This is a genomic window from Streptomyces sp. FH025 (genome assembly GCF_017427025.1).
In the GTDB taxonomy this organism is placed as follows: Bacteria; Actinomycetota; Actinomycetes; order Streptomycetales; family Streptomycetaceae; genus Kitasatospora.
Window position 1 is genome coordinate 18583 of record NZ_JAFLNG010000006.1, and the last position, 17657, is coordinate 36239.

Below are 17657 nucleotides of genomic sequence, written 5' to 3' on the forward strand. Positions count from 1 at the left end.
GTGTGCCGGCCGGTCAGTTGGTCTGGTTGCCCCGCCGGGCCCGGCCGCTCCAGACAGGTTCGAACAGTGTCCAGGAGTAGCGCCAGGAGTCGGCGGCCCGGCGGTCCAGGAAGGCCAGTCGGGCGTTGAGGCCGGTGGCGACGAGCACGGTCAGGCCACCGAAGGCGGCCAGCCCGACGAGCACCGCGTTGGTGGCCGAGTAGGTCACGGACGGGGGCGCGGCGGCCGGGCGGCCGCTGTCGTCGACCCAGGTGCTCACGGTGGAGCCGACGGCGGTGCGGCGGGTGACGGTGACGGTGCCGGTGTGGTCCTCGTCCCCGGGGTAGGTCCAGGAGGCGTCCGCCTCGTACACCGTCGCACCGGTGACGGGCGCGGCGGCGCTGCGGGCCGGGGTGTGCACGACCGCCTCGACCCGGTGCAACCGGGCGGCGGTCGCGAGGCTCTGCTGACGGGCCGTGGTGTAGTCGGCCGCCGCGGCACCGGCACCGGCCAGCGATGCCAGCGCCATGGCGAGAAGGGCCCAGAGCCAGGCCCGGCTGCGGGAGCGGTCGACGGGACGGCTCAGCGGGTTCGTGTCCCGGCCGAGGGCGCGACGCAGGTTCCGTCGCAGCGTGCCACCCGCGGTGGCTGACCGGGCTGGGCGACGAGCGCGGGTCATGTGGGTTCTCCTTGCGGCTTCTCGGCGACGTGTGGCTTCTCGGCGACGTGCGGCTTCTCTGCGACGCCCTCAGTCTCGGGCCGCGTCGGCGTGCCGCCCCAGGGACCGAAGGGACCTGCCCGGAGGCCGGTGGTCCCGATGGGCCGTCCGGCGGCGTTCCGCGCGGCGGCCCGAGCCGTCGGCCCGGTGGGACGGGCGGGCCGCACGGGCCGGAAACGGCGAGGTCAGAGGGCCGGTCGGCCCGGCGTCAGGCCGGGACCGATGGGAGCGGGACCCGGGACGGCCGGGACCGGAAGGCGGGACCGTCGGCCCCTGGGCCCGGCCCGGCCACGGGCAGAGGATCTTCCACGACGGTCGGCGAGGAAATCGGCCGATCAACAGGTTTTGACGCACGGCAAAGGAGCCGTTCCATGTCAGTGCTCGATCGTGGCAGACGATCCGACAGGACGGGCGACGCACGCACCGGGGAGGGCAGGTCCTTCGGGCTGCCCGCCGCGACCGCGCTGGTCGTCGGCAGCATCATCGGGACCGGCGTGTTCGCCCTGCCGTCGGCCCTGGCCCCGTACGGGCCGATCGCCCTGGTGGCGTTCGTGCTGGTGACCGTCGGCGCGCTGGCGCTCGCGGTGACGTTCGGCCGGCTGACGGAGCGGTCCCCCGGCAGCGGTGGCCCCTACGTCTACGCCCGCGAGGCGTTCGGCGAGTTCGCCGGGTTCCTGACCGCCTGGTCGTACTGGATCACGGCCTGGGCCGGGAACGCGGCGATCGCGGTGGCCTGGGTGGGCTACGTCGAGGTGTTCGTGAACAAGGGGCACCACACCTGGGCGTCCGTGACGATCGCGCTGGCCGGGCTCTGGCTGCCGGCCCTGGTCAACCTGACCGGGGTGAAGAACATCGGCGCCTTCCAAGTGGTGACCACCGTGCTGAAGTTCGTGCCGCTGGCGTTCATGGCCACCGCCGGCCTGCTGTTCATGAAGTCCGGCAACTTCGGCGCCTTCAACGCGAGCGGCGGTTCGGCGCTCGGCGCGATCTCGGCGGCGGGGGCGATCGCCCTGTTCAGCTACATCGGGCTGGAGACCGCCTCGGTGGCCGCGGGCCGGGTGCGCGATCCGCAGCGCAACGTCCCGCGCGCCACCATCTACGGCACGCTGGCCTGCGCCGCGATCTACCTGCTCGGCACCCTGGCGGTGTTCGGCACCGTCCCGCACGGTCAACTGGGCTCCTCCAGCGCGCCGTTCACCGACGCCATGAACAACATCGCGGGCGGTACCTGGGCGGGCAACCTCGTCGCCCTGGCCGCGATCATCTCCGGCATCGGCGCGCTCAACGGCTGGACCCTGATCTGCGCCGAGATGCCGATGGCCGCCGCCAAGGACGGACTCTTCCCGTCCGCCTTCACCAAGGTCCACGGCCGCGGCGAGGTGCCGGCCTTCGGCATCGTCTCGGCGACGGTCCTCGCGTCGGTGCTCACCGTGGTCAGCTACACCAGCTTCACCAGGGTCTTCACCGAGATCGTGCTGCTGAGCGTGCTCACCGCCGTCCTGCCGTACCTGATCTCCGCCGCCGCCCAGCTGTACTGGCTGGTGCGCCGCGGCCGGGAGGAGCTGGACCGCCGCAGGTTCGGCCGGGACGTCGTCGTCACCGTCCTCGCGCTGACCTTCTCGTACTGGTCGATCCAGGGCAGCGGCTACCAGACCGTCTACTACGGCCTGTTCACCGTCCTGCTCGGCATCCCCGTCTACATCTGGCTCAAGCGGCCCCAGGCCGAGCCGGCCGCCCTCGGGAAGGCCGAGGAGACGGCCGCCCCGAACGGCTCGCCCGCCACCGTCCCTCACCTGCCCCACGCCGCCCGGGCCGCCCGCCCGGCCAAGCTGCCGACCCTCCTGCGCCGGGCCCTGACCCCGCGCCACCACTGAGAACGAGGAGTACCCGATGTCCGCCCTGCGTGTCGATTCCGAGGCCGGCCGCCTGCACCAGGTGATCCTGCACCGCCCCGGCCTGGAACTCTCCCGGCTGACCCCGCGCAACGTCGACGAGCTGCTGTTCGACGACATCCTGTGGGCCAAGCGGGCCCGCGAGGAGCACGACGCCTTCGCCCAGGTGCTGCGCGACCACGGCGTCCGCGTCCACCACTACGCCGACCTGCTCGCCGAGACGCTCGACATACCCGTCGCCCGCTCCTGGCTGCTCGGCCAGGTCGCCACCCCGGCCGTGGTGGGCCCGGCCCTGGTCGACCCGGTCCGGCAGCTGTGCGAGGAACTCGACGGCCGGACCCTGGCCGAGTACCTGATCGGCGGCGTCCTCAAGGACGACCTGCCGCTGAGGAACCCGCACAGCCTGCTCTGGCACACCCTCGGCGACCAGGACTTCGCCCTGCCTCCGCTGCCCAACCACCTCTTCCCGCGCGACAACTCCTGCTGGATCGGCGCCCGGTACAGCCTCAACCCGATGGCCCGTCCGGCCCGCCGCCGGGAGACCCTGCACACCGCGGCCATCTACCGCTTCCACCCGCTGTTCGCCGAGACCGCCCCGCCGCTGCTCGACGGCACCACCCCGACCCCGGGCATGAGCCTGGAAGGCGGTGACGTCCACACGATCGCCCCGGGGGTGGTCATGATCGGCATGGGCGAGCGCACCACGCCGCAGGCCGTCGAGGCCCTCGCCCAGCAGCTGTTCCTCACCGGAACCGCCCGCCGGCTGATCGCGGTACGGCTGCCGGAGAGCCGGGCGTTCATGCACCTGGACACCGTGCTGACGATGATCGACCGGGACGCCTTCGCGATCTACCCGGGGCTGGCCGACCAGCTGCGCTCGTGGACCCTCACCCCCGCTCCCGACCGGCCCGCGGGCTTCGACGTCCGCGCCGACACCGACCTCGCCGTCTCCCTCGCCGAGGCCCTCGACGTGGACAAGGTCCGCTTCCTCTCCGCGGAGCAGGACGCGCGGGCGGCCGAACGCGAGCAGTGGGACGACGGCAGCAACTTCCTCGCCCTCGCCCCCGGCGTCGTCGTCGGCTACGAGCGCAACACCACCACCAACACCTACCTGCGCAAGCAGGGCATCGAGATCGTCACCATCACCGGTTCCGAACTCGGCCGCGGCCGCGGCGGCCCGCGCTGCATGAGCTGCCCCATCCAGCGCGACCCGGCCAACTGAACCCACCCGAGGAGCAACGACCATGAGCATCGACCTGCGCGGACGCCACTACCTGCGCGAACAGGACTTCACCCCCGCCGAGATCCACCACCTCCTCGACCTCGCCGCCGAACTGAAGGCCGCCCGGCGGGCGGGCACCGAGACGCAGCGGCTGACCGGCCGCAGGATCGCCCTGATCTTCGAGAAGAACTCCACCCGCACCCGCTGCGCCTTCGAGGTCGCCGCCGCCGACCAGGGCGCCACCACCACCTACCTCGGCCCGGACGGTTCGCACATCGGCCACAAGGAGACCATCGCCGACACGGCCAGGGTCCTGGGCCGGATGTACGACGGCATCGAGTACCGGGGCTTCGGCCAGGACACCGTCACCGAACTCGCCCGCCACGCCGGCGTCCCCGTCTTCAACGGCCTGACCGACGCCTGCCACCCGACGCAGAGCCTGTGCGACGTCTTCACCATGCGCGAGCACAGCGGCAAGCCGCTGGAGCGGATCTCCTTCTGCTACCTCGGCGACGCCCGCAACAACACCGCCAACTCCCTCATGGCGATGGGCAGTCTGCTGGGCATGGATGTCCGGATCGCCGCCCCGAAGGCCCTGTGGCCCGACCCGGAGCTGGTGGCCGAGTGCCGTCGCGTCGGCGAGGAGACGGGCGCCCGGCTCACGCTGAGCGAGCGGCCCGAAGAGGCGGTCCGCGGCGCCGACTACCTCTACACCGACGTCTGGGTCTCCATGGGCGAGGACCACGGCCGCTGGAAGGAGCGCATCGACCTGCTGCTCCCGTACCGGGTCACCGCCGAACTGATGGCCGCGACCGGGAACCCGGACACCGCCTTCCTGCACTGTCTGCCCGCCCTGCACGACCGGCGTACCGACCTGGGCGCCGAACTCGCCCGGGAGCACGGCCTGGACGGGCTGGAGGTCACCGACGAGGTCTTCGAGTCGCCCGCGAGCCTGGTCTTCGACCAGGCCGAGAACCGGATGCACACCATCAAGGCCGTCCTGGTCGCCACCCTGGGGAGGGACTGAGCATGCGCATCGTCGCCGCCCTCGGCGGGAACGCCCTGCTCCAGCGGGGTGAACACCCGGACGCAGAGGTCCAGTTGCACCACGTCCACCAGGCCGCCCGCTCGCTCGCCGAACTCGTCCAGGCCGGGCACGAGGTGGTGGTCACCCACGGCAACGGCCCGCAGATCGGCCTGCTCGCCGTCGAGAGCGAGACCGATCCGGCCCTCACCGCGCCCTACCCGCTGGACGTCCTGGGCGCCCAGACCCAGGGCATGATCGGCACCCTGCTCGCCCGCGAACTCATGGCCCGTCTGCCGGACCGGCCCGTGGTCGCGCTCGTCACCCACACCGAGGTCGACCCGCACGACCCGGCCTTCAAGCGGCCGGGCAAGTTCATCGGCGGCCAACTCTCCGAACCTCAGGCCCACTTGATGGAGGCCGAGCGCGGCTGGACCACCGCCAGGGACGGCGACCACCTGCGCCGCACGGTCGCCTCGCCCCGACCGGTGGCCGTCACCGAGGTGCCGGCCGTCCGCACCCTCCTGGCCGCCGGCACCGTGGTGATCGCCGCCGGCGGCGGGGGAGTGCCGGTGACCCGTGACCCCGTCACGGGGCTGGTGCGCGGGGTCGAGGCGGTCGTCGACAAGGACCTCACCGCGGCCCTGCTCGCCGAACAGCTCGGCGCCGACGCCCTGTTGATCCTCACCGACGTCACCCACGTCTTCACCGGCTTCGGCACCTCGCGCCCCCGCCCGCTGCTCACCGTCACCCCTGAGGGGCTGCGCGCACTGGACCTTCCCGAGGGGTCGATGCGGCCCAAGGCCGAAGCCGCCGCCTCCTTCGTCGAGCGCACCGGCGGCCTGGCCGCGATCGGCCCGCTCGACAACGCCCTCGGGATCCTCCTCGGCACCACGGGGACCAGCGTCCGCGCCCTCGCGGAGGACGGGCAGCGGGGGCCCGAGGTGCTCGCCGTCCCTGCGGTGTAGAGCGGTGTAGACCGGCGAAGCGGTAGGCACGGGTCCGCGGGCGAGTCCACTCGCCCGCGGACCCGTGCCTTCGGCCGCGGCACCTCCGGAACGGGCTCAAGTGCCCGCGCGTGCGCCGGGGTTGACCTGGCGCCGCGAGCTCCACCGCAGGAAGCCCAGCGCCACCGCCGCGATCCCCGCGCCCAGCCCGTAGACGACCGAGGCCCCGGCGCCCAGGGCGGCACCGCCGAGCACCGTGCCGAGCCCGATCCCGACGTAGATGGACGAGGAGTTGAGCGAGACCACCAGCGGCGCCTCCTGCGGGGCCACCTGGATCAGCCGGTGCTGCTGCGGCGGCGTCTGGCACCAGCTGGCGGCTCCCCACAGCAGCACCAGCAGGCCGACCAGCGGCGCGACGTCCGTGCCGGCGCCCGCCAGCCAGGCGAGCGCGCCGAGGGCGGCCGCCATCGCCGTGTAGCCGACGGTCAGGACCGCCACCGACCCCCACCGGTCGGTCGCCCAGCCCGCGCCCAGGTTGCCGGCCACGGCGCCCAGCCCGTAGAGGAAGAGCATCCACAGCGCGGACCGTTCCGGCACTCCGACCGCGTCCAGCACCGGCACGCTGTAGGCGTACGCGGTGTAACTCGCCCCCATGCCGAGGACGGTGAGCGGCAGGACGGCCAGGACGGAGGGCCGCCGCAGGACGGCGAGACGGGTGCGCAGCGACACCCGGGCGCTCCCCGGCAGTCGCGGCATGATCGCGCGCAGGACGGCGGCGACCACCAGGCAGAGGCCCGCGACGGCGCCCAGCGCGGCGCGCCACCCGAACCAGTGCCCGGCGGCGTTGCCGAGCGGCACACCGAGCGCGGTCGCGACGGTGAGCCCGCCGATCACCACCGCCAGGGCCCGCGCCCGCAGTTCGGGCCGGACGAGTGAGGCGCTGACCGCCCCGGCGCCCGGCGTGTACGCCGCCGCGCCCGCGGCCGCCACCACCCGGCTGACCAGCAGGACGGCCAGGTCGGGGGCGAGCGCGGAGCCGAGGTTGGCGAGGCCGAGGGTGGTGAGCGCCGCGACCAGCAGGGTCCGGCGCGGGAGTCGGGCCAGCAGGGTGGCGAGTACGGGGGACAGGACGGCGTACGCGGCGGCGAAGACGGTGATCGACTGGCCCGCGGTCGCCGGGGAGACGTGCAGGTCCTCGGCCATGGACGGCAGGAAGCCGGCCACCACGAAGGCGTCCGTGCCGACCGCGAAGGTGCCCAACGCGAGGACGAGGGTGGAGGACAGCCCGCCTGCGGCGGGTTTCGGAGGGGCGTCGGGAATCAGGACACTGGACATCCAGGTTCTCCTCGTGAGGAAGCCGACAGCGGTGGATCGGAGGTTCAGCCGGTCAGCCGCGCGTAGTGTCGCCGGGTGCGCTCGGCCGCGCCGGCGGGGGCCGCCGCCATCAGGTCGGCGACGGTCTGCGCGGCGAGCTCGCGACGCCAGGCCAGTTCGGCGCGGCGCATGGCCGTCGTCACTCCGCACGGGCGGCGGAAGTCGTCGGAGGCGGCCGCGGCGCCCTCGGTGCGCTGCCGGATCTCGGTGCAGCGGAAGAGGTCCTCGGGGCCCTCGATGGCGGCGACCACGTCCATCAGGGTGATCTGCTCGGGCGGCCGTCCCAGTCGGAAGCCGCCCCGGGCGCCGGGGGTGGAGCTGAGGATGCCGGCCCTGACCAGCGCCTGTAGGCGTTTGGTGAGGTAGGCCGGGGGGAGGTCGAACCAGGCTGCCAGCCGGGCCGTCGGTACGGGGTGTTCCTCGCCCAGCCAGGCCAGCGTGAGGCAGCAGTGCAGGCCCCACTCGACTCCCTCGCCCATCCGCATAACCAGGACACTACACATCCTGGTTTCCGCGCGGAAGGCCCGAGGGGTGAGGAGCCGGAGAGATCAGCCCGCGCAGGTCGGGCAGAGTCCGCGGTAGGTGACCTCGGCTCCCGAGACCGCGAAGCCGAAGCGCTGGTCGGCCGGGAGCGCGGTGAGCGGGTCGCCGGCCGGGTGGACGTCGCGGATGGCGCCGCAGCCGGTGCACACCAGGTGCTGGTGCGGGTGGTGGGCGTTGGGGTCGTAGCGCTTGGCGCGCCCGTCGGTGGACACCTCGATGACCTCGCCGAGGGTGACCAGCTCGCCGAGCGTGTTGTAGACCGTCGCCCGGGAGATCTCCGGGAGGCGTTCGGCCGCCCGGGCGTGCACCTCGTCGGCGGTCAGGTGCACGTGCTCGCCGTCCAGCACCTCGGCCACGACACGCCGCTGGGAGGTGAGACGCCAGCCGCGTCCGCGCAGCCGCTCCAGCAGGTCACTCATACGGTTCACCTATTCAGGTCAATGGGAAGACCGGAGTTTATCAATTCGCATCCGGTGTCGTCCGGTTCCCGATCGGATATGGGATTGGTGTCTTTCTTGACTTGGATTGTGTCCACCGTAGGATCGGCCCCGGCGCTAGCCTGGGAAGCAGTAGGCGCAGTAGGTGCCGTAGGTAGCAGATGAAGACACCGTGATCCGCCTTGTAGGGAAGGATTCCCATGTCTGAGAACCACGATGCAACCGGCGTAGAGGCGAAGGCGGAAGGTTGCCCGGTCAACCACGGGCGCGCACTCGACCCCACCCAGGGCGGCGGGAACCGCCAGTGGTGGCCGGAACGGCTGAACCTGAAGATCCTCGCCAAGAACCCCGCCGTGGCCAACCCGCTCGGAGCGGATTTCGACTACGCCAAGGCGTTCAGCGCGCTCGACCTCCCGGCCGTCAAGCGGGACATCCAGGAGGCGCTCTCCACCTCGCACGACTGGTGGCCGGCCGACTTCGGCTACTACGGTCCGTTCATCATCCGGATGGCGTGGCACAGCGCCGGCACCTACCGGATCCGTGACGGCCGCGGCGGCGCCTCCGGCGGCCAGCAGCGCTTCGCCCCGCTGAACAGCTGGCCCGACAACGCCAGCCTGGACAAGGCCCGCCGCCTGCTGTGGCCGGTGAAGAAGAAGTACGGGCGCAGCCTGTCCTGGGCCGACCTGATCATCCTGTCCGGCAACGTCGCCCTGGAGGGCATGGGCTTCGAAACCTTCGGCTTCGGCGGCGGCCGCGTCGACGAGTGGGAGCCGGACGAGGACGTCTACTGGGGCCCGGAGACCACCTGGCTGGGCGACGAGCGCTACACCGGCGACCGCGAGCTGGAGAACCCGCTGGCCGCCGTCCAGATGGGCCTGATCTACGTCAACCCCGAGGGCCCCAACGGCAACCCGGACCCGCTCGCCGCCGCCCGCGACATCCGCGAGACCTTCTACCGGATGGCGATGAACGACGAGGAGACCGTCGCGCTGATCGCCGGCGGCCACACCTTCGGCAAGACCCACGGCGCCGGCCCGGCGGACAACGTCGGCCCGGACCCCGAGGCCGCCCCGATGGAGCAGCAGGGCCTCGGCTGGAAGAGCGGCTTCCGCACCGGCGTGGGCGCCGACGCGATCACCAGCGGCATCGAGGTCACCTGGACGGCCACCCCGACCACCTGGGACAACAGCTTCTTCGAGACGCTGTTCGGTTACGAGTGGGAGCTCACCAAGAGCCCGGCCGGCGCCTGGCAGTACAAGCCCAAGGACGGCGGCGGCGAGGGCACCGTCCCGGACGCGCACGACCCGAACAAGCGGCACGCCCCGAACATGCTCACCACCGACCTGTCACTGCGCTTCGACCCGGTCTACGAGCCGATCTCCCGGCGCTTCATGGAGAACCCGGCCGAGTTCGCGGACGCCTTCGCCCGCGCCTGGTTCAAGCTGACCCACCGCGACATGGGCCCGGTCGTGCGCTACCTCGGCCCGGAGGTCCCGAGCGAGCAGCTGCTTTGGCAGGACCCGCTGCCGGCCGTCTCGTACCGGGGCGTCGAGGCGGCGGACGTCGCCGACCTCAAGCGGCGGATCACCGCCACCGGCCTGTCCGTCTCCGAGCTGGTCTCCACCGCCTGGGCGGCGGCCTCCTCCTTCCGCAGCAGCGACAAGCGAGGCGGCGCCAACGGCGGCCGGATCCGGCTGCAGCCGCAGGTCGGCTGGGAGGTCAACGAGCCCGACCGGCTGGCCACGGTGCTGCGGGCCCTGGAGGGCGTGCAGCGGGAGTTCAACGCGCAGGGCGGCGGCAAGCAGGTCTCGCTGGCCGACCTGGTGGTGCTGGCCGGCGGCGTCGGCATCGAGCAGGCGGCCAAGGCGGCGGGCCTCGCCGTCGAGGTGCCGTTCGCGCCCGGCCGGGTGGACGCGCCGCAGGAGCTGACCGACACCGAGTCCTTCGCCGCGCTGGAGCCGAGGGCCGACGGCTTCCGCAACTGGGTCGGCAAGGGCAACCGGCTGGGGGCCGAGTACCTGCTGCTGGACAAGGCGAACCTGCTGGGCCTCAGCGCGCCGGAGATGACCGTGCTGGTCGGCGGTCTGCGCGTGCTGGGCGCCAACCACCAGCAGTCCGCGCACGGCGTGTTCACCGAGACGCCGGGCGTGCTGACGAACGACTTCTTCGTCAACCTGCTGGACCTGGACACCAGTTGGAAGTCCACCTCGGAGGACGCGCACACCTTCGAGGGGCGTGACGCCTCCGGCAGGGTCAAGTGGACCGGCACCCGCGCCGACCTGGTGTTCGGCTCGAACTCCGAACTGCGCGCCGTCGCCGAGGTGTACGCGGCCGACGACGCCAAGGAGAAGTTCGTGGAGGACTTCGTCGCGGCCTGGGTGAAGGTCATGAACGCGGACCGCTTCGACCTCGCCTGATCCTCGTCGTTCACGAGCGGGAGCCCAGGGGCCTCGACCCCCGGGCTCCCGCTCGTGCGTCAGCGGGCGGCCTCCGGCACGGAGCCCACGCTGACCAGCCCGGTCTCGTACGCGGCGACCACCACCTGGGCCCGGTCCCGCAGTCCCAACTTGCCCAGGATCCGGGCCACATGGGTCTTCACCGTCGCCTCGGACAGGTGCAGCCGGGCGGCCAGCTCGGCGTTGCTCAGGCCCCGTGCGAGCAGCGCCATCACCTCCAGCTCGCGCGGGGTGAGCGTGGCCAGCTCGCGGTGCGGGGCGGCGGCGCCGACGGGTCGGCGAGGATCCGGCGGGTGGCCTCCAGCCCGTCCAGGCCGGGCATCCGGATGTCCATCAGCACGACCTCCGGCGCGGTGCGGCGGACGGCGGCGACGGCCTGCTCGCCGTCCTCGGCCTCGGCGACCACCTCGATCCCCTCGGACTCCAGGATCAGCCGGAACCCGGTCCGGACCAGGGCCTGGTCGTCGGCGACCACCACGCGCAGCGCGCTCATGAACTCTCCAGCGGGATCTGGGCCGTGACGCGGTAGCCGCCGCGGGGCCGGGGGCCGGTGTGCAGGGTGCCGCCGTAGACGGCGAGGCGTTCGCGCAGGCCGAGCAGGCCGCGCCCGTTGCCGGTGGAGGCGGCGCCGGTGGGGCGGCCGCCGGTGTCGGCGACCTCCACCCGCAGGCGGTCGGGGGTGTACTCGACGGTCACCGTGGCGTCGGCGCCGCCCGCGTGCTTGACGGTGTTGGTGAGGGCCTCCTGGACGACCCGGTAGGCGGCGAGTTCGACCCCGGGCGGGACGGCCCGGCGCTCGCCGCGCACGGTCAGCTCCACCGGCAGCCCGGCCTGCCGGACGCCCTCGACCAGGGCGTCGAGCCGGCCGAGGCCGGGCTGCGGGCTGAGGTCGGCGGCCCCGGCGAGGTCGTCACCGGGGCCCGCGTCGATCGTCAACAGGCCCATCACGTGCCGCAGTTCGGTCATCGCGGCGCGCCCACCCGCCTCCACCGCGGCCATCGCCTCGCGGGCCTTGTCCGGGGCGGTGTCCAGGATCTTGCGGGCGGCCCCGGCCTGGATCGTCATCATGCTCACGTTGTGCGTCACCACATCGTGCAACTCCCGGGCGATGCGGGCCCGTTCGTGTTCCACCGCGAGTCGCAGCGCGGCCAGTTGCCCGCGTTCCAGGGCGGACAGCCGCTCCCGGCCCTCGTCCACCCGGCGGCGCCACATCCGCAGCTCGTACGCGACCGTGAGCACCGGCACCAGGACGAGGACGGCCATCACCCCGTTGGGGAAGTGCGGCAGCTTGGCGTCGTCGAAGAGCACCACCAGCGCGGCGGTCGCGGCCGGCAGGCTCAGCAGGACGGCCTTCGGGCGGCGCCCGTACGCGGCCGCGCTGTAGGCGGCGACGATCACCGCCACGCCCGCCGAGTACGCGATGTCCTGCGACTGGTGCCGGACCAGCAGCGCGGCCGGCAGCACCGCCCACAGCACCGCCAGCGGGTAGCGGCGGCGCAGCACCAGTGGCAGCGGGACGAGCGGCACCAGCAGCAACAGCCCGTTCCAGGTGGGGTCGCGCAGGTCGCCCGCGATGGTGGCGTAGCGGCCGGAGGTCAGGGCGAGGAAGAGGGCCAGGGCCGCGTCGAAGGCCTGGCCGCGCCTGGTCGGCCGGGGCGGGGGAGCCGCGCCCGGCGCCTCGGCCGGGCGGGCCGCCGCGCGCAGCCACCGCACCGTCGGATGGTTGATCACCGGGACATTCTGGTGCCCGGCCGCCGCTCGGGACAGCCCGGCGGCAGGCGGTGGCCCGTACACCGGGCGACTACACCGGAAGGATGACGCCGCGCCGGGTCCGCCGGAGGCGGTACCGGACGTGCCGCCGTCGGCGGACGCGGGCACGCCCCGCCCGTCCGTACCTTCGTCCTCGTCACCAGGCAGGACACGACGAGGAGCGGGGACATGAGCGGCGATCCGGTGATCGAGCTGAGCGGTGTGAGCCGAAGCTACGAGGGCGCGCGGGCGGCCCTGGACGGGGTGACGCTGAGGGTGCGGGAGGGGGAGTCGGTGGCGGTGCTCGGCCCCTCGGGCAGCGGGAAGTCCACCCTGCTGAACCTGGTGGCCGGGCTGGACCGGCCGAGCTCCGGGACGGTCACCGTGGCCGGGACGCGGGTGGACCGGCTGAACGAGAAGGGCTCGGCCCGCTACCGGCGCGGCACGATCGGCATGGTGTTCCAGTTCTTCAACCTACTGGACGACCTCACCGTGGCCGACAACGTGGTGCTGGCCGGCGAGCTGGCCGGCGTCCCGCGCGCCGAGGCCCGGAGGCGGGCGGCCGAGCTGCTGGAGGCGCTCGGCATCGACCGGCACGCCCGCGCCCACCCGGGCCGGCTCTCCGGCGGCGAGCGCCAACGCGTCGCCGTGGCGCGGGCGTTGATGAACCGGCCGACCCTGCTGCTGGCCGACGAGCCGACCGGCGCACTGGACTCGGCCTCCGGCGAGGACGTCAAGGAGCTGTTCCGCGAGCTGCACGAGGACGGTCAGACCATCCTCCTCGTCACCCACGACCTGAGCCTCGCCGAGGACTGCGCCACCCGCACGGTCCGGATGCGGGACGGCCGGGTCGAGTCGGACACGGCGGCGGAGGTGGCGGCATGACCGCGCTGAGCCGTGTCGTACGGGCCGGTGTGCGCAGGCGGCGGACGCAGTCGGTCGCGATCGGGCTGGCCGCGATGGTGGCCACCACCTGCTCCGTCCTCGGCGGCTCCCTGCTGGTCGCCTCCCAGGCCCCCTTCGACCGGGCCTTCGACGGCCAGCACGGCGCGCACCTCACCGCGAGGTACGACGGCGCGCGGGCGGGCGCCGACCAGCTCGCCGCCACCGCGCACGCCCCCGGCGTGACGGCCGCGGCCGGGCCCTTCCGCATCGTCACCGTCGACCCCGAGCCGGGCCCCGGCGCTTCCGTCCCGGCTGGGGTCACCATGTCGCCGATGACCGTGGCCGGCCGCGCCTCGGCGGCCGCCGGCGTCGACAACATCACACTGGACCAGGGGAGTTGGCCTACGAGCCCGGACGAGGTGGTGCTCGACACGAGGTACGGGAACCCGGGCGTGCCGATCGGCGGCACCCTGCGCCTGCCCGGCCTGCCGGGAACGCCCACGCTGAAGGTCGTCGGCCTCGCCCGGTCCGTCAGCCGTACCGCCGACGCCTGGGTGACACCCGACGCCGTCCCCGCCCTCACCGCGCCCGGCGCCACTCCCGGCTACGAGATGTTTTACCGCTTCGCGAACGCGGGCACCGCCGCCGCGATGGACGCCGACCGCTCCGCCGTGGCCTCCGCCGCGCCCGCCGGGGCGCTCACCGGCGCCCAGTCCTGGCTCACCGCCAAGCAGGGCTCGGACCGCAACACCGCGCTGTTCCTGCCCTTCATGGTCGCCTTCGGCCTGCTCGGCATGGCGATGTCGGTCCTGGTGGCGGGCAACGTGGTGGCCGGCGCGGTCGGTACCGCCACCCGGCGGATCGGCGTGCTCAAGGCACTCGGCTGCACCCCCGCCCAGGTGGTGCGGGCGTACGTCGCCCAGGCGCTGATCCCGGCCGCCGTCGGCACCCTGCTCGGGGTGGTCGCGGGCAACCTGCTGACCGTCCCGGTGCTCGCCACCGCCGGCCGGCTGTACGGCACCGACGCCTCCGGCATCGCCCCCTGGGTGGACGTCGCGGTCGCGGGCGGCACCCTGGCCGCCGTCGCACTGGTCGCCTGGGCGGCCGCCGCCCGCGCCGGACGGCTGCGCACGGTGGACGCCCTGGCCGTCGGCCGTACGGCGGGCGGCACCCGGCGGGACGCCCTGGCCGCCCGCGCCGCCGCGCTGGCCGCCCGGCTGCCGCTGCCCCGGCCGCTCAGCCTCGGCCTCGCCCAGCCCTTCGCCCGCCCGGCCCGGGCCGCCGGGGTGCTCGCGGCCGTGCTCTTCGGCACGGCGGCCACCGTCTTCGCGGTCGGCATGGGCGGGACGATGACCTGGGTGCAGGAGGCGAAGAACCACGCCGCCGCGGACGTCCTCGTGGAGCCCGAGCGGCCGGTCGGCCCGCCCGGGGCGGCACCCGTCAGGCCGGTCGCGGCCGACCCGGCCGCCGTCGCCGCCGCCCTGGCCGCCCAGCCGGGCACCGCCGGCTACTACGGCATGGGCGTCGAGGACGTCACCGTCGCCGGAGTCGCCGGAAGCACCACGGTGACCGCCTTCACCGGGGACAGCGGCTGGGCCGGCTACCGGATGGTCTCCGGGCGCTGGTACCAGGGCCCGGGCGAGGCCGTAGCCCCCAGCACCTTCCTCACCGAGGCCTCGGTGAAGCTCGGCGACCAGGTGACCTTCACCGACCACGGCCGGACGGTCACCCTCCGGATCGTCGGCGAGGTCTTCGACCCGCACGTGCAGACCAACGAGCTGTTCACCGACGCCGGCACCTTCGCGGCAAGGACGGCCCCGAAGCCCGACTCCTGGTTCGTCAAGCTCGAGCCCGGCACCGACGCCTCCGCCTACGCGACCGCCCTCGGCGCCGCGCTCGGTCCGGTGCACATGACCGCCGAGGCCGGAACGGCGCGCCACTCCGCCGACTCGATCGTCGCGCTGAACTCGCTCACCGCCACGCTCACCCTGCTGCTGGTCGTGGTCGCCGGGCTCGGGGTGTTCAACACCGTCGTCCTGGAGATCCGCGAGCGCACCCGGGACATGGGCGTCACCAAGGCGCTCGGCATGACCCCGGCGCAGACCGTCGGTGTGGTGCTCGCCTCGGTGCTCCTGACCGGCGCGGCCGGCGGCGCGATCGGCCTGCCGCTGGGGCTGCTGCTGCACGGCTGGACGGTGCCTGCGATGGGCCACAGTGCCGGACTGGACTTCCCGGCCGCCGCGCTGGACGTCTTCGGCACGCCGGCGCTGGTGCTGCTTGTGCTCGGCGGCGTGGTGCTCGCCCTGCTCGGTGCCCTGCTGCCCGCCGTACGGGCGGCGCGGGCGCGGACGGTGGACGCGCTGCGCGCGGAGTGACGGGGGAGCGACGGGCCGTACCGGTTCGGGCGAGTTCTTTGGTCCAGACCATTTCGAGAGCGGCTGTTCGCATGCGGTCGAACGGGGCGGGATTCGGCCGCGAACGGCCGGAAACTATTCGTTCGGCCTGAACCCACCGTGTCCACTCCGGACACATGCGCCACAAACCGACCATATCCGGACCGGCAGTTGAGGCTGAATCAGGTCGTAAGGGGGGATTCGGGAATCGGTAAAGCCATTGCTAACGGATCTTCATTGCTGACATATTTCACGCGGCCCGGCCAGCAGTTCGTTCAGCACCTTCCGTTTCGCAGAGGGAGACACCTGTATGAGCACCACCGTCAAGTTCGCCAAGGCGGCCCGGGCGGCCGTCGTGACGCTCGCCGTCGCCGCTCCGCTCGTCCTCGCGGGTCAGGCCAGTGCCGCCGTTCCCATCTCCAACAACTGTGGATGGCAGTCGAGTTCGGACTGCAGCAACGGAGACAACGTCCTGATCATCTCCTACAACTCGAACGGCGGCGACGGGGGCAACTACAGTTCCTCGGCCAAGTTCTTCGGCAACGTCCCGGACTACGCCGGGGACACCATCTACAGCGGCATGACGGTCACGGACTACCGCTACGTGTTCTCGGGTGGGAACGGCAGCGGGAACGGGGTGGCCGTGAAGAACAACGCTGCCGCCGCGAAGGGCTGCCCGAGCACGGTGAACTACCGCATCTACTACAACTCCAACTACGGCGGCCACTCGCAGCTGATCCCGGGGAGCTGGGGCTGCTACGCCGGGACGAACCTGGACTCGACGCTGAAGAACAACAACGCCTCCCAGCACTGGGGCTGACCGGCCCGAGTACCACCCACTCCGCCCGGTCCTGGGCCGTTCCGGCCCGGGGCCGGGCGGAGTACGTCTCCGAGGAAGTGATGCAGTGACCGGTGTCCCGCGCCGCCCGCGTTCCCGTCAGTACCGCAGGACCGCCACGGCGCTCCTGCTCGCAGGCTGCACCCTGCTGGGGGCCGCCGCCTGCTCGGACTCGTCCAAGCCCGCGCCCGGCGCGCACGGCGCGGGCACCGGCTCTCCGCCGCCGACCACGCCGCAGACCGGACTCGCCGCGGGGCTCAAACTCCCGCTCTCCGCCTACATGGAGACCTACGAGGACAACCGGACCATCGAACGGGCCGCGGACAGGCTGACGCACGACTGCATGGCGCGGTTCGGCTTCACCTACAACGCGCCCGAGCGCACCGTGAACCCGGCGAGCATCTGGGACAACACCAACATGGCCCGCCGGTACGGGCTCACCGACCGGTCCCAGGTGGAGAGGTACGGCTACGACCTCCCGGACGAGGGCTGGAGCCCGCCGCCCATCCCGAAGATGTCGGCCGAGGAACTCGTCATGCTCACCGGGCGCACCGAGCCGAAGCCGGACGCCCCCGAGGTGTCAACGACCCAGAACGGCACGGCGGTTCCCCGTGGCGGCTGCATGGGAGAGAGCCTGGACAAGGTCGGTGGGCAGCTCGACACCTCCGTGCCGGACCGGCTGGACGCCGAGAGCTTCGACACCGCCAAGGCCGACGACCGGGTCCAGCAGGTCATCCAGCAGTGGTCCGGGTGCATGGCGGAGAAGGGCTACCAGGTCGCCCTGCCGGCGGACGCCTTCAAGCTGGCGCCCCGGGCGACCGGCAGCGGCCCGAGCAAGGAGGAGATCGCCGTCGCCACCGCGGACCTCGACTGCAAGGAGAGGACCGGCCTGGTCAAGGTCTGGTTCGACGTCGAGAGCGAGGTCCAGCGCAAGCAGATCGAGGAGAACCAGCTCGCGCTGAACCAGACCCGCGAGCGGATCACCGCTGCCGTGAAGTCGGCTGCCTCAGCGACCAGCTGACGGGATCTCAGGGGGATCGGGCGTGGCGCGCCCGCCGGACACGCGTGGACACCGCCCGGTCCCCGAACACCCATCTCGATCCCGACCCGCACCACCCGGCCGGGTCCGGCGGCCGGTACGACCCAGTCGATCCATCTCATCTGGAGAGATCACATGTCCCGCCGCATACGGCCGCGCCT

General features: G+C 73.1%; 14 protein-coding genes and 1 pseudogene. 9 read left to right on the plus strand and 6 right to left on the minus strand.

Annotated features, from left to right (window positions below):
• Positions 1-13: 13 nt before the first annotated feature.
• A complete protein-coding gene (locus J0670_RS00870) occupies positions 14-658 on the minus strand; it encodes a hypothetical protein (RefSeq protein ID WP_207808606.1) in 645 nt (214 codons plus the stop codon).
• A 410-nt stretch (positions 659-1068) separates the two neighbouring features.
• On the opposite strand from J0670_RS00870, the gene J0670_RS00875 reads away from it, so the two are divergent.
• From J0670_RS00875 to J0670_RS00890, 4 genes are read left to right on the plus strand one after another with little or no spacing between them, the layout of a single operon-like run.
• Complete coding sequence (locus tag J0670_RS00875) at positions 1069-2571, plus strand: APC family permease (protein ID WP_207808607.1); 1503 nt, start codon at positions 1069-1071, stop codon at positions 2569-2571.
• A gap of 16 nt (positions 2572-2587) precedes the next feature.
• Entirely contained in the window at positions 2588-3811 is a 1224-nt protein-coding gene (locus J0670_RS00880; protein WP_207808609.1) for an arginine deiminase, read from the plus strand.
• Positions 3812-3833: 22 nt separating this feature from the next.
• Positions 3834-4838: an ornithine carbamoyltransferase gene (gene argF, locus J0670_RS00885; protein ID WP_207808610.1), complete on the plus strand. Its 1005-nt coding sequence runs from the start codon at positions 3834-3836 to the stop codon at positions 4836-4838.
• Between the two features lie 2 nt (positions 4839-4840).
• Positions 4841-5803: a carbamate kinase gene (locus tag J0670_RS00890; protein ID WP_207808613.1), complete on the plus strand. Its 963-nt coding sequence runs from the start codon at positions 4841-4843 to the stop codon at positions 5801-5803.
• A 96-nt stretch (positions 5804-5899) separates the two neighbouring features.
• Here J0670_RS00890 and J0670_RS00895 read toward each other — a convergent pair whose 3' ends face one another.
• The 3 genes from J0670_RS00895 to J0670_RS00905 form a co-directional block, all read right to left on the minus strand.
• The gene (locus tag J0670_RS00895; protein ID WP_207808615.1) at positions 5900-7117 is read right to left on the minus strand and encodes an MFS transporter; all 1218 of its coding nucleotides are present in this window, start codon (positions 7115-7117) and stop codon (positions 5900-5902) included.
• A 44-nt stretch (positions 7118-7161) separates the two neighbouring features.
• Positions 7162-7641 carry an Rrf2 family transcriptional regulator gene (locus J0670_RS00900; protein WP_207808618.1) on the minus strand — a complete coding sequence of 160 codons (480 nt, stop codon included), beginning with the start codon at positions 7639-7641 and terminating at the stop codon, positions 7162-7164.
• A gap of 63 nt (positions 7642-7704) precedes the next feature.
• Entirely contained in the window at positions 7705-8118 is a 414-nt protein-coding gene (locus tag J0670_RS00905; protein ID WP_207808620.1) for a Fur family transcriptional regulator, read from the minus strand.
• A 218-nt stretch (positions 8119-8336) separates the two neighbouring features.
• Here J0670_RS00905 and katG point away from each other — a divergent pair, with 218 nt between their 5' ends.
• On the plus strand, positions 8337-10553 hold the full coding sequence (gene katG, locus J0670_RS00910) for a catalase/peroxidase HPI (protein WP_207808622.1): 2217 nt from the start codon (positions 8337-8339) through the stop codon (positions 10551-10553).
• Between the two features lie 59 nt (positions 10554-10612).
• Here katG and J0670_RS00915 read toward each other — a convergent pair.
• Both J0670_RS00915 and J0670_RS00920 read right to left on the minus strand, forming a co-directional pair.
• A pseudogene (locus J0670_RS00915) lies at positions 10613-11085 on the minus strand (response regulator transcription factor).
• Positions 11082-12323 carry a sensor histidine kinase gene (locus tag J0670_RS00920; RefSeq protein WP_374223047.1) on the minus strand — a complete coding sequence of 414 codons (1242 nt, stop codon included), beginning with the start codon at positions 12321-12323 and terminating at the stop codon, positions 11082-11084. The pseudogene J0670_RS00915 and the gene J0670_RS00920 overlap by 4 nt, the downstream one beginning before the upstream one ends.
• A gap of 207 nt (positions 12324-12530) precedes the next feature.
• Here J0670_RS00920 and J0670_RS00925 point away from each other — a divergent pair, with 207 nt between their 5' ends.
• The 4 genes from J0670_RS00925 to J0670_RS00940 all read left to right on the plus strand — a co-directional run bounded on the left by J0670_RS00925 (position 12531) and on the right by J0670_RS00940 (position 17478).
• Complete coding sequence (locus J0670_RS00925; protein ID WP_207808624.1) at positions 12531-13226, plus strand: ABC transporter ATP-binding protein; 696 nt, start codon at positions 12531-12533, stop codon at positions 13224-13226.
• Complete coding sequence (locus tag J0670_RS00930) at positions 13223-15601, plus strand: FtsX-like permease family protein (RefSeq protein WP_207808626.1); 2379 nt, start codon at positions 13223-13225, stop codon at positions 15599-15601. Before J0670_RS00925 ends, J0670_RS00930 begins: the two co-directional genes overlap by 4 nt.
• A gap of 328 nt (positions 15602-15929) precedes the next feature.
• Complete coding sequence (locus tag J0670_RS00935; RefSeq protein WP_207808628.1) at positions 15930-16439, plus strand: hypothetical protein; 510 nt, start codon at positions 15930-15932, stop codon at positions 16437-16439.
• A gap of 85 nt (positions 16440-16524) precedes the next feature.
• Positions 16525-17478, plus strand: coding sequence for a hypothetical protein (locus J0670_RS00940; protein ID WP_207808630.1), 954 nt, complete (start codon positions 16525-16527; stop codon positions 17476-17478).
• The last annotated feature ends 179 nt before the right edge of the window (positions 17479-17657 follow it).